Below are 12,313 nucleotides of genomic sequence, written 5' to 3'. Positions count from 1 at the left end.
GCAGGCCTTCTTCGGCGGCGAGGCGGGCGATGAAGTCGAGGTCGGTTTCGCCGGCCTGTACGCAGTATTCGCGGGGTTGGTGCTCGAAGCAGATCTCGCTGCGGATGTCGGTCAGCTTTTGCTCGGCCAGCATGCTGGTGATGATGTCGGGCACGGTCTGGCCCTGGAAGATGCGCCAGTTGGAGCGCAGGTCGAAACGTTTCAGGGTCGGTTCAACTATGGCGGTGTAGCGGGTGCGTCGAAAGCCGGTGTCACCTTGCTGGAACAGGCTGACCAGGCCGTGGACGTAGCGTACCGGGGTGTCGTCGCGCCAGATGGTGAACACTGCCGCCAGGTCGAGCATGCGGTAGAAGTCGATCGCCGGGTGATGGCTGACGAGTTCCAGTTCCAGTTTGAACGGTTGGGATAGGCCTTCTTGAAGGGTAAATGAGACCACTTCGAAGGGATCGCCCCGCAGCGGTTCGAAGGTGTAGCGCAGGTCGCTTTGACGGGGCATGAAACCTCCTTGTGGTGAGTCCGGGTCAGTTGATCAGCCAACTAGCGTCGCCGTTTTCCAGGACGCCGCCGTGATCGGTGGTGTCCCCGATCCTTGCTACAGGTTGGCCTTCGATAATCATCAACGCTGAGCCGCTGGAAATTACGGCTCCGCAACCGAGCGTGTCGCCAACACGGGCGACGGCTCGTCCGTTGACACTGAAACTTCCTGATCCACTGGTGACAGTGACCGGTCCACACGATGGACAAGCATGGTCGTGACCGACCAATACGACGGCAGGCATATGGCCTCCTGATAGTTTTTTACGTAGGGGTCAGAGCTTTAGAATTTTGTCCAGCGAGGCAAGCACCTCTTGGGTGATAGCGTTCAGGCGCAGGGTGTAAATCGTGTAAGCCGTGGCCAGGACGACGGCGGCCAGGGCCCATGGAGTCCACAGCGGCCACGTGCGTTTGATGCGGTAATTGCGCGGGGCGACGTTGGCCAGTGGGTTGGTCAGGCGCTTGGGTGTTTCGCCGCGCAGGGGGCGCAGCAGGCCGTGCAGTTGGGTGATGATTTTTTGTACTTCGTCGTCGCCGTTGGTACGGGCGCCATATTTGCCCTTGAGACCGGAGACCAGGCACTGGTACATGAACTCCAGTACATGCTGGTACCGGGCCGCTTCGGGGATCATGTTGTTCATGACGGTAAAGAATTTTTCGCCACCCCACGTCTCTTTATGAAACTGACTGAGCAGTGAGCGTGCACTCCACGTGGAGGACTTGCCCCAGGCGGTGTTCATGACAACTTCATCCAATAACAGGCACAAGCTGTAGGAATAGGCCTTGAGCATGCCGTCGTCGTAGTCGAGTTGGCTGACTTCTTCCATGATCGTGGTGATCTGGTTGCTGACGCTGCGGTACAACGCAGGCACGTCCGCATGCTGGTCCAGGCGCCGTATTCGGATCACCAGGCCGATCAAGGGCGTGGCGGCATCGCACAGCGGGTTCCACGCCACACCGCGCATGACGAACTCGGGATCTGCGAGCAGCAGTTCGGGCTTGGTGTCAGTAGATGTCGGTTCAGGGGTGTTGTCGGCCAAAGCGGCAGGTGTTGGTTGTGTGTGGGTGGTACTGTTCGATAGGGCGTCACTCATCGCGTGCACTCATCTATTTATGCCTATCCTGCAGGGAAATTCGCTGCTGGCGTCACTCTAGGCAAACAAGATTTGGCGCTTCAATAGGGCAGGGGCGATCAAGAGTCGTCCTACAATTGCTGGTGCAATAGGCTGTCAGTTTTGACTGTCTTCGGCGGGCGTTTCGTTTTCCTACCCACATGCTCGGGCCAGACGCAACGTCGCCTCGCGGATTTCATCCTGGTTGAGTGAGGCGAATCCCAGGCGCAGTGCATTTTCCGGCTGATCCATCGGTGAGAATTGCCGACCGCTGCGCACGACCAACCCGTGCCCAACGGCCGCGCTCACCATTGAATCAACATTGATTTCATCGTCGAAGCGTACCCACAGCGCCAGGCCGCCTTCCGGTTCCCGCACCTTGATCCGATCGCCAAATGCCTCATGCAAGCAACCCTGCAAGGTTTCGCGACGGGCGCGGTATTCCTTCGAGACTCGGCGCAGATGTTTCTTGAGTTCGCCGTCGTTGATCAGGTCGGCGAGCATCTTCTGCGCCACTGCATCGGCATCGCCCAGCATCAGCGCGGCGTTGCTGTGCAGGGCCTCAACCACCTGCGCGGGGGCAACCACATAACTGCAGCGAAACGTTGAGCCGAGCGCCTTGGATAATGAACCCACATAGATCACATGGCGCTGCGCGCGGTCGCTGGCCAGGGGCAGGTAGGGCCGCCCGTTGAAGTGATATTCGTGGTCGTAATCTTCTTCGATGATGCAGAAATCATGCAGCGCCGCCAATGCCAACAGCTGTTGCCGTCGCGCCGCGTGCAGGCTCACGGTGGTGGGGAACTGGTGGTGTGGCGTGAGGTAGATCATGCGCACTTTATGCGTGCGGCACAGGCGATCGATCTGGTCGGTGCGACAGCCTTCTTCGTCTACGTCCACCGTGACCAGTTGCGCGCCCAGCTTTCGGAAAATCTCCCAGGCCGGCGGGTAACTCAGACGCTCCACCAGCACCACGTCGCCGGGTTTCAGCAAGAGGCTGGCGGTCAGGTACAGCGACATTTGGGTGCCTTGGGTCAGGCAGATGTTCTCGGCGCCTACCGTCAGCCCGCGGTTATTGCGCAACATTTCGGCCAGTGCGCAGCGTAGATGGTAACCAGTGCCCTCGCTGCCGTAGCGCACGGTGTTTGATGTAAAGCTGTTGCGCAGGGCATTGCGGTAATAGCGATGCAGCACGGCTTGGGGCAGCAAGCGGTGGTCGCTGGTGCCGTTATCGAAAAACAGTGCGTTTTGCTGGTGTTGCAGCGCCGTCACCTGGGCGTTCTGGGTGAAATACGGCACGACTGGCTGGGGCAGGATGGACGGAGCAAAGGACTGCTGCACGCGACTCGGCAGATGCTTGGGCGCCAGTTGCGCATTGACGAAGGTCCCGCGTCGCGGCTCGCTGACCAGCCAACCCTTGGTCATGGCCTCTTCGTAGGCCAGGATCACGGTCTTGCGGTTGACGTCGAGCAACTGCGCCATTTCCCGCGTGCCCGGCAGCAACGTGCCGGGCGGCAATCGCCCCTCGACGATCGCGGTCACGAGGCCTTCGGCAATCGTGCGGTAGGACGCTTGGCCGGCACGTTCGTCCAGCTTGAGCAGCGGTCGCCATTTTCGCATCTGGACCATCTGAAGTATCCAAAACTGGAGGTTTTAATGGGCCTAGTCTAGCGCAACAATCAGGCCTCACTCGCCCCGAGGTTGTTATGAATACACGTCATGTCATCGAACTGTCCCCCTCGGGGAAGACCTTTGAAATCGGTGACGAGTTGTTGCTGGACGCGATGCTCGCCAACGGCCTGTCCGTACCTTTTTCCTGCCGACGCGGTGCGTGCGGATCGTGCAAGGTGGTGGTGGCGCAAGGCGAGTACCGGGCCAAGCACCTGGCGCCGGACGCTCCCGCGCCATGCTACCCCCTCGCGGCCAATGAAATGCTGCTGTGCCAAAGCCACGCATGCGGCGACATGCGCCTGGAAATTCCCGGTTGGTCCCTGGACACCCCGGTATTGATGGTTGAGGCGCAGGTTGTGAGCAAGCGCGCATTGAGCCCCGATATCGTTGAACTGGTCGTGATGCCGGACAGGCCGTTGGCGGTGCGAGCGGGGCAGTACCTCAAGTTCCGCCTGGTCGACGGCGATTCGCGGTGTTTCTCGATTGCCAACCTCCCAGCTGATGACGATGGGCGTCTGGTATTTCAGATTCGCCAGGTGTGCGGCGGGCTTTTTTCCGAGGTCATCCTGGGCGACCTTGATGCTGGCGATTTGTTGCAACTGGAAGGGCCTTTTGGTGCCTGTACCTGGCAGGACAATGACGATGCACCTGTGGTCCTGTTCGCCACGGGCACCGGCTACGCGGGTATCAAGCCTATTCTTCTGACCGCGTTGGCGCGTGATGTCGACGTGACGTTGTACTGGGGTGGCACGCAGCCGGCAGATTTTTACGACGGCGTGTTCCTGAATAAAGCCGTCATCGACCACCCACGTTTTCACTGGCACCCGGTGCTCGCTTCGCAGGGGCGGGTGCAGGAGGTTGCGCTGAGCCATGGGCATTCCTGGGAAGCGGTCCAGGTGTATGCGTGTGGTAATGGCGCAATGATCAATCAGGTGCGTACGGAATGCCTCGAGGCGGGTTTGCCCAGCCACCGGTTTGTCGCGGAAGCCTTTGTACCCAGCGGCCTGTCGAGCGCTGGCAAGGCGCCAAAGCCGCTGAATCCGATCTGGGAAAAGGTCGGCCCGCGCTACTCCCTGGACGGCATGCTGGCGGCGCGCGCGCAGTCCATTCGAGCCCTGGCGGCAATCGCCAGTCAATTGAGGGTTGGCATGACGACCGGCGAGGCCCTCGATATGGCGGCTGAACAACTGCAGGCCATGGGCGCGTCACATACTTGGCATCCGACCTATATCCGCTTTGGCGACGACACCATCCGCCCATCCCGCGAAGGGATTGACCCCCAGCGCAGGCTGCGCGCCAGCGATATCGTCGTGGTTGACCTGGGGCCGGTATGGGACGGCTACGAGGGCGACTACGGCGATACCTTTGTGTTCGGAGATTCGCCGCTGCACTTGGCATGCAAAACCGCACTGCACGAGGTGTTCGACGAGACCCGCGAAGCCTGGTTGGGTGGCCTTACCGGCCGCGAACTCTATGACTATGCCGAGCAAAGCGCCGTGTCAAAAGGCTGGAGGCTGGCGCGCAACCTTGCGGGTCATCGCCTTGCGGATTTCCCCCACGCGTTGTTCGAAAACAAGGAGCTGGCGGATCTGGAAATCCCACCGAGTGAAATGGCCTGGGTCCTGGAGATCCAGCTGTGCCATCCCACGGAACCTGTCGGAGGATTTTTTGAGGATATGTTGATGCTGCACGCCTGAAGAGCCCGCCATTGCGGCGGGCTCCTTTACATCAGAACGTGGATCAGAGCGTCGGCAACTGCCCCACACGGCCCATCATTTCAGTGACGATCTGCAAGTCCAGCAGGAACTGGTCCACCGTCTTGAACTCATTGTCGGTGTGCCCGGTGTACTTCACTTCCGGGCGCGCCAGGCCGAACTGCACGCCATTGGGCAGTTCATGCACCGAGGTTGCGCCGGCTGAAGTACCGAACTTATGTTCCATGCCCAGGTTTTCACTGGCCACTGCCAACAGCGCCTTCACCCATTCGCCTTCGGGGTTGCGGTACATCGGTTCAGCGACCGAGTACGTGAAGTCCACCTTGACCTTGGTTTTTTTGTCCCAGGCGCTCAGTTTGTCGGCAATCTCGGCTTTCAGTTTTTCCGGGGACTTGCCCTTCGGTACCCGCAGGTTCACGGCCAGCTTGAAGGCCTTGTCGTCCAGCCCGACAAACGTCAGCGACGTGGTCAGTGGCCCCATGAACGCATCGGAAAAGCCCACGCCCAATTTGCCACCCAGGTAGTCCAGGCCCCAGTTGTCGGAGGCGTAACGTGCTGCATCGGTGATGTGGTTGTGCTTGAGTGCGATCTTGCCGTCTACGCTGTGGATCAGCTCCAGCATGCGTGCCACTGGGTTGATACCCGATTCTGGCTCGGAGGAGTGCGCCGATACACCCGTCACCGTCAGCTTGACCTCTTTGCCGACCACCTTGGCCGCCACTTCGAAGTCGGCGCCGTTCGCCTTGACGTATTCCGCGCCGGCTTTTTGCAGGCTGGCGGCCAATTCTGCAGGCTTGTCGCTCACGAACGTCGCCACCGACGCCGACGGAATCTGGTTGGTTGCCATGCCGCCGGTCATCGAAATGATTTCCGCGCCTTTGCCTTCACCTTTACGGCGGGGGAAGGTGGCCATGACGGTGCCGTAGCCTTTTTCGGCAATCACCACCGGGTAGCCACCATCCAGCGCCAAGTTGTACTGCGGCGTCGGGTTGTGTTCGAAGTAGTAGGGGATCGCGTCGCCCGAGGTTTCCTCGGTGGTGTCCACCAGCAACTTGAACGTGCGCGCCAGCGGCAGCTTCTCTTCCTTGATGACTTTCATGGCATACATCGCCACTACGATGCCGTTCTTGTCATCCTCAGTGCCACGGCCGTACATGCGGTCGCCAATCAGCGTGACCTTGAACGGATCAAGCTTGGTGCCGTCTTTGAGCACCCAGTTTTCCGGTGTCACCGGCACCACATCGGCGTGGGCGTGGATGCCCACTACTTCATCGCCGCTGCCTTCTAGGGAAATTTCATAGACACGGTTATCGACATTGCGGAAGTTCAGGTTGAAGGCTTTGGCCAGGTCCTGGATCTTGCCGGCGATCTTGAGGAATTCCGGGTTCTTGTACTGTGGCAGGCCGTCGACGTTGAACGTCGGGATTTCCACCAACTCGCGCAGGGTTTCGGTGGCGGCCTTGCCGTACTTGACCCGTGTGTAAATGCCCAGCAGTCGATTGATTTCGTTCTGCTGATCGGCGCTCAAGGTTTTGTTGTCGAGAAAGGCGCTGATCGCCGGGCCCACATCGCTGGTTTTGCCCAGGTCGCCCTTGGCCAGGGTGCCTAGGAAACCTCGGAAATCAGTGACAGACGTTTCGTTGAAGCTCTTGAGAATCGCCGCGCTTTGGTCCGGGGTGATGTTGGCGAGGGCGGGCGTGGTGACAGCCGAAAGGCCGACGGCGAACAGGGTGGCCGCAACCAGTTGCTTGAGTGGAAAGTGCATTGCTAGAGGCATTCCTTTGCAGGTAGTGAGTAAGAAGTTTCTGACCGAAACGTCAGAAACATTTCCACACACTACCATTACTCAGGTGCGTATCGTCAATGCTGGCCCGGGTGGGGCGCAGGGTATTCATCCGTGACACTCAAGGCCTTGGCGTAGGGCCCATCCCACAGTTGCTCGTGCAATTCCCCTACACGTTTGGCCATCGGTTCGTTGTGCATCACCACCTCAAGGTTGCGCGAGTTATCCAGGTAACCGCCCAGCCAGTTGCTGGTGCCGATCCAGGCCACTTGCCCGTCAACTTCCATCGTCTTGCTGTGGATCACCCGCGCGTAAGGGATAAACCCTTGCTTGGCTTCGGGCAGCGTGACGATTTTGACCTGCACGTTGGGCAGTACGGCCAAGCTCTTGAGGTAGGGCAGTTCCAGTTTGTCGGTGTTCCAATTGGATACCATCAGCTTGATCGACACGCCACGTGCTGCGGCGGCGCGTACGGCGTTATCGATCACGGCGTAGTACGGACGCGTTCGGTCCGGTCCGTAGGACAGCGGTGCATAGTCCAGCAATTGCACGCGCACTTCCTTCTTTGCTTCGCCGAGCAGGCGTGGCAGTTCCAGCTGTGAATCACCGACGCCCGGCGGGTTGTAACGTTGCGGGCTGGCGACCAGGTAATTGCCGGTGCGGGGTGGTTCCGTGCCAGCGACGGGCAGCGGCACGGGTTTGTTTTCGGCAAGCGCGGCCTGGGCTTGCCAGTCTTGATTGAAGATGGCCTGCACCTGGCCAACCACGGTTGGGTCGCTGATGCGCAGCCCGGTTTCGTGGATGTGTTCCAGCGAGCGCCAATCAAAATTCTGGCTGCCGACAAAAGCCTGCTTGCCGTCGACCACCATGTATTTGGCATGAATGATCCCACCGCTCAGTTGCCCATACGCGAGCACGCGGAAGGTGAGGTTGGGGATTGCTCGCAAGCGTTCCAGGGTGGACGCTTCTGACAACTTGATGCCTTTTTCTTCCAGCAAAAAGCGAATCTTCACACCGCGTTTGCCGGCGGCTTCAAGGTGCTCGATCACGGTGTCCATCACCGAGCCGGGGTGATCGGCCGCGTAGAACTGGCCGATATCAATGCTGCTTTTGGCCGCGTCAAACAGCTCGATCCATACAGGGCCTGGCTGGCGCAGATCGGCAGTACCCAGGGCGGTGTCCACCGGCACGGTGTGCACCAGTTCAAACCCCGCAATTGAAAAGTCCGCCTGGGCAAGCGGACTGAGGAGCAAGCCGGCGAGGCCTGCGACACGCAACTTCAAGGAGATGGGCATAGGAATCTCTTTGTAGAAAAAAGGCGGGCGCATTGCGCGCCCGCCTGAACGATTACGCAGTGCGGCTGTGCAGCGGCGTCGGTACCAGGTGTGGCACTTCGCTTTGTACGCGGGCGCCGGTGGCAGCGCGGATCAGCAGGATCTTCAGCTGATCGTTGATGCGCTCCAGGCTGTCCTGGAAGAAGTTGTGGAACACCACGCAGAACAGCGCGATGGCGATCCCCAGGCCGGTTGCGAACAAGGCCGTACCGATACCACCGGAAATCTGGCCTGGGTCGGACACACCGGCCGATGCCAACGCCTTGAAGGTGTCGATGATGCCGAGGATGGTCCCCAGCAAGCCCAGCAGTGGCGCGGCAGTGGTGATGGTTTCGATGATCCACAGGCTGCGGGCCAGTGGGGCACGGGTGGTCAGGTACTGGGTTTCGATCACGTCATCCAGGTCCTTGCGCGAACCGTGGGTGGCTTTCTGTGCCAATACCGGCAGCACCATGCTCAACGGCAGGCTGTCGCGACGGGTCAAGCTTTCTGGCAGGTCACGCTCGCTGTGCACATTGGCGCCCAGCACTTCGGTCAGGGCGCGCGCTTGGCGGCGCACATAGGCGAAGAAGATCCCGCGTTCGATGGTGATAAAGATGGCGATGGCCATCGCGGCATACATCACATAGAAGGTGATGTCGTGGAGCACATTCATGTCCATGTTCACTTACCTCGCAGTTAGAAATTGGCTTCCAGGGAAACCGTCACGGTGCGTTCCAGGCCAACGATGTACGCCGGGTCGCCGTCGCGGAAACCGCTGTAGGTGGCCGAGTTGGTCTTGGTGGTGTACACGCCATCCAGGTACTTCTTGTCGAACAGGTTGTCGACGTTCAGGCGCAGGGTCGCGTCCTTCACGACCTTCTTGTCCACCGGCAGGTAGATACCGGCGCCGGCGTTGAAGACGGTGCGCCCGGAGATCGCTTCGTCGTTGGTCAGGTCGCCGTAGAGCTTGCTGGTGTACTTGCCGCCGAAGGTGCCGTAGAAGCGCCCGTCGTCATAACCGATGTTGGCTGCCAGCATGTTTTTCGGCACGTTGGCGAACTGCTTGCCACTGGTCGGCAACAGGATCGCTTTGCCTGCGTTGTAGACGGTCAGGTCGTCTTGCTGCTCGGCCTTGGTGTAGGTGTAGGAGGTGTAGTAGTTGAAGTGATTGGGCAGTAGGCCGCTCCACTCCAGTTCCAGGCCGCTGTTGTTGACGGAGCCGGCGTTGATGTCGGCGAAGTCGCCGTTGATATCCTTGGACGAAACCTGGCGATCCTTGAACTGCATGTAGAACAAGGTGGCGGCGACGGTCATGTCGTCACCGGTGAAGCGCCAGCCCAACTCGTGGTTCCAGCTGGTTTCCGGCTTGGAGTTGATCGAGTCCACGCCCTTGTCGTACAGCACGTAGTTCTGCGGGATACGCATGTTGCGCGACAGGCTGTAGAACAACTGGTCACGCTCATCCAGTTGGTACTTGAGGCCGACGTTGGGCAGCAGCTTGTTGTAGGTCTGGTTACGTTTTTCGGCTTGCTCGGTGAGGCTGCCGTGGTTGGTGCCGTCACGCTCGACGTTCATGTAGGCGAGGCCCGCCACCAGGGTCCAGTCCGGGTTGATGTACCAAGTGTCCTGGGCCCAGACTTTTTGCGCCGGGGTCACGGTGAAGCGGTCGCGACCTTGTACGGTGTTGCCGTTGGCGTCGACCACGGCGTTGCCATCCGGCCAGGTGTCGCTAGGCTTGCCGCTGTTCTTGAGCGCAATGAACGGTTGGGTCTGGCTTTGGCGTGCGCGCTCATACCAGTAGCCGAATTGCAGGCTGTGTTCGTCCAGGTCCCAGTTCAGCTTGGTGGTGATGCCCGGGCGCCAGGTCTGGGTGCGGGAAGGGCGGTAGTACACGCCGGTCGTGGAAGAACCGTCGGCGTTGTACTGCGCGGCGGTCGGCAGGTTGCTCAGGTCGAATACACCGCCCGCGTTCGAGCCGCGGTTGAGTGCGTAGCTGGAGGAGCCCACGCCGCTGCCGTTGCCCCAGTAGTAATACGGGATGACGGAGAGGGCCAGGTTATCGGCCAGCTTGAACTGGGTGTTGAGTACGCCGGTAAAGGTCTGGAACGGGTTCTGCGCCAGGGCGTAGTAGCTGTTGACCTTGCCGTTGCTGCCCACGGTCGGGGTGGCCGGGTAGGGGTCGTACTTGCGGCCATTCTGCTGGTACTGGGCCTTGGTCAGCTGGCTGTAACTGTTGTTGTCCTGCTCGTGGTACTTGAGGATCAGGTTGGCCGTGTTGCCGTTGCCGGCATCGAAGAAGCTGTTCCACTCCACCTTGTCCGCACGCACGGCACCCGAGCCGCGCCACATGTCACCTTCGGTATGGGACACCGACAGCCAGTTGCTCAGGCCGTTGACTTCACCGGTGTTCAGGCGCGCAAAGGTCTTGCGGGTGGCGTTGCTGCCCATCACCTGTTTGACGAACGCACCGGTTTCCTTGGTCGGGCGAATCGTCACGATGCCGATGTTGCCGCCGCTGGAACCGATGTGCGGGCCGTCGGCTTCGGATGAGCCTTGGGTGACGAAGATCTGGTCGATGTTTTCCGGGTCGCCCAGCAAGTTGGAATACAACGCGTAGTTGCCGGAGTCGTTGATCGGCATGCCGTCTACCGACATGCCCACTTGGTCGGAGTTGAGACCGCGCATGGTGAAACGGAAGCCCGACAGACCGGTGTTGTCTTCGCTGGAGATGTTCAGGCCCGGGGTGTACTTGAGCTTGTCGATCGCGTTACCGGTGGCGGTTTGTTTATCCAGCGCTTCCTTGGTCACGGTGGAGCGGCCCTTGATGCTTTCTTCTTGCACCATGTAGCCGCCACCTGCCGTGGCCTTGCCCTGAACCCCAATCGTGCCGACGTCGCTGTCGCTGGTGTCTGCCATGACCATTCCATGGCCCATGCTTGCGGCAACGAGTGCCAGATGAATCCGTGTGAACCTCATCACTGTCGTCCTGGTGTCGGGTGCTTATTGCACGCTGTAGTTGAAGGTGGCGGTGAAGCGCTGCTCATTGCGCCCCCCGAAGGCTTGCTCGGGGAACGGCTTGACTTGCTTGATACGACGCAAGCTGTTGGTGGCTGCCCGGTTGAGCAACATGCTTGACGCCTGGGTTTGTAAGCCGGAGTCCAGAACGCGACCCTGGCGATCTACCAGCAACCAGACCACTACCTCGCCGCTTGGGCGTTCGAGGGAAGCTTGGCGTCCGGTGGGGTATTGCTTGTAAGTGTCCAACTCGTTGCGCAAACCCTTGAGGTAACCGCCTTCCAGCGCCTGGCCGTCGACCTTCGGCGGTGCGGGCGGTGCCGGTGTCGGGGCGGTCTGGGCCACGGCGGCAGGTGCCGGTTTGGCGGCCACAGGTGGCGGTGTCGGTGTCGGTTTGGCTACCACCGGCTTGGGCACAGGTTTTGGCTTGGGCTCGGGTTTGGGTTTTGGCAGTGGCTTGGGCGGCGGCGGAGGCGGGGCTGGCTCGGCCTCTTCATCCTCGATCACCGGCGGTGGCGGCTCTTGTTCAACCACCGGCTCCGGGATTACTTCCGGCTCAGGTTCGACCAACGCCAACTCGACCGCCGACTCGTCATACACCGGCTCGACTTTCAGGGTTTGGGAATGGATACCCAGTGCAATCAGCACCAGGGCGATCAGGGCCGGGACACTGCCCAGCAGCCGACGCGCACGAAACAGGACGTACATGATCAGGACTTACGCGTGGCAATGGACACGGAGGTGAAGCCACCCAGGCGCAGGGTGTCCATCACTTCCACCAGGCGCGAAACCTCTACGCCCTTGTCGCTGTTGACGATGATCGTCGACTTGGTATCGGGCTTCTCTGCTGCCTTCAGCGCCGGTACCAGGGCGTCGACCGTAAGGTCTTTGCCATCCAGTTGCAGTTGGCCTTCCAGGCCCAGGGTCAGGATGAATTTGTTCTGCGGCTTGAGTTGTTGTGAGCTGCTGGCGCTAGGCAATTGGGTCTTCATGCCGAGCGCGGGAATCACGTTCAGGCTCACGAGTACGAAAAACACCAGGAGGAACATCATCACGTCGATCATTGGGATCAGTTCGATGTGTGCCTTGCGTTTCTTGGGTTCATCCCAGGTTCTCATTCCGCTACCCCGTCGTTGAATTAGGGGCGACACGCTAACAACCAAAAAT

At 60.1% G+C, this 12,313-nt stretch carries 11 protein-coding genes; 1 reads left to right on the top strand and 10 read right to left on the bottom strand.

Going from position 1 to position 12,313, the window contains the following annotated elements; translation table 11 throughout:
* The 4 genes from HF257_RS32010 to pdxR all read right to left on the bottom strand — a co-directional run.
* Positions 1 to 496: contractile injection system protein, VgrG/Pvc8 family (locus tag HF257_RS32010; RefSeq protein ID WP_269835818.1), on the bottom strand; the 496-nt coding region annotated here is incomplete at its 3' end.
* Positions 497 to 521: 25 nt separating this feature from the next.
* Positions 522 to 779: a PAAR domain-containing protein gene (locus tag HF257_RS32005; RefSeq protein WP_185710575.1), complete on the bottom strand. Its 258-nt coding sequence runs from the start codon at positions 777 to 779 to the stop codon at positions 522 to 524.
* 30 nt (positions 780 to 809) lie between these two features.
* Positions 810 to 1,628 carry a type IVB secretion system protein IcmH/DotU gene (gene icmH / locus HF257_RS32000; RefSeq protein ID WP_185710576.1) on the bottom strand — a complete coding sequence of 273 codons (819 nt, stop codon included), beginning with the start codon at positions 1,626 to 1,628 and terminating at the stop codon, positions 810 to 812.
* Between the two features lie 171 nt (positions 1,629 to 1,799).
* A complete protein-coding gene (gene pdxR / locus HF257_RS31995; protein ID WP_185710577.1) occupies positions 1,800 to 3,275 on the bottom strand; it encodes a MocR-like pyridoxine biosynthesis transcription factor PdxR in 1,476 nt (491 codons plus the stop codon).
* 77 nt (positions 3,276 to 3,352) lie between these two features.
* Between pdxR and HF257_RS31990 the strand changes: the two genes are divergently transcribed.
* Positions 3,353 to 5,014 carry a M24 family metallopeptidase gene (locus HF257_RS31990; protein ID WP_185710578.1) on the top strand — a complete coding sequence of 554 codons (1,662 nt, stop codon included), beginning with the start codon at positions 3,353 to 3,355 and terminating at the stop codon, positions 5,012 to 5,014.
* Between the two features lie 43 nt (positions 5,015 to 5,057).
* Here the strand turns inward: HF257_RS31990 and HF257_RS31985 are convergent, their stop codons facing one another.
* The 6 genes from HF257_RS31985 to HF257_RS31960 form a co-directional block, all read right to left on the bottom strand.
* Positions 5,058 to 6,797 carry a dipeptidase gene (locus tag HF257_RS31985; protein ID WP_185710579.1) on the bottom strand — a complete coding sequence of 580 codons (1,740 nt, stop codon included), beginning with the start codon at positions 6,795 to 6,797 and terminating at the stop codon, positions 5,058 to 5,060.
* A 95-nt stretch (positions 6,798 to 6,892) separates the two neighbouring features.
* Positions 6,893 to 8,110 (bottom strand): phospholipase D-like domain-containing protein, encoded by a 1,218-nt coding sequence (locus tag HF257_RS31980; protein ID WP_185710580.1) that lies wholly within the window; start codon positions 8,108 to 8,110, stop codon positions 6,893 to 6,895.
* Positions 8,111 to 8,162: 52 nt separating this feature from the next.
* A complete protein-coding gene (locus HF257_RS31975; protein ID WP_185710581.1) occupies positions 8,163 to 8,810 on the bottom strand; it encodes a MotA/TolQ/ExbB proton channel family protein in 648 nt (215 codons plus the stop codon).
* Positions 8,811 to 8,827: 17 nt separating this feature from the next.
* Positions 8,828 to 11,107 carry a TonB-dependent receptor gene (locus HF257_RS31970; RefSeq protein WP_185710582.1) on the bottom strand — a complete coding sequence of 760 codons (2,280 nt, stop codon included), beginning with the start codon at positions 11,105 to 11,107 and terminating at the stop codon, positions 8,828 to 8,830.
* Positions 11,108 to 11,131: 24 nt separating this feature from the next.
* Positions 11,132 to 11,854: an energy transducer TonB family protein gene (locus tag HF257_RS31965; RefSeq protein ID WP_185710583.1), complete on the bottom strand. Its 723-nt coding sequence runs from the start codon at positions 11,852 to 11,854 to the stop codon at positions 11,132 to 11,134.
* A 2-nt stretch (positions 11,855 to 11,856) separates the two neighbouring features.
* A complete protein-coding gene (locus HF257_RS31960) occupies positions 11,857 to 12,264 on the bottom strand; it encodes an ExbD/TolR family protein (RefSeq protein ID WP_005786670.1) in 408 nt (135 codons plus the stop codon).
* Between the last annotated feature and the right edge of the window lie 49 nt (positions 12,265 to 12,313).

The organism is Pseudomonas cremoris, assembly GCF_014230465.1.
This window is presented reverse-complemented; position numbering and strand designations above follow the sequence as displayed.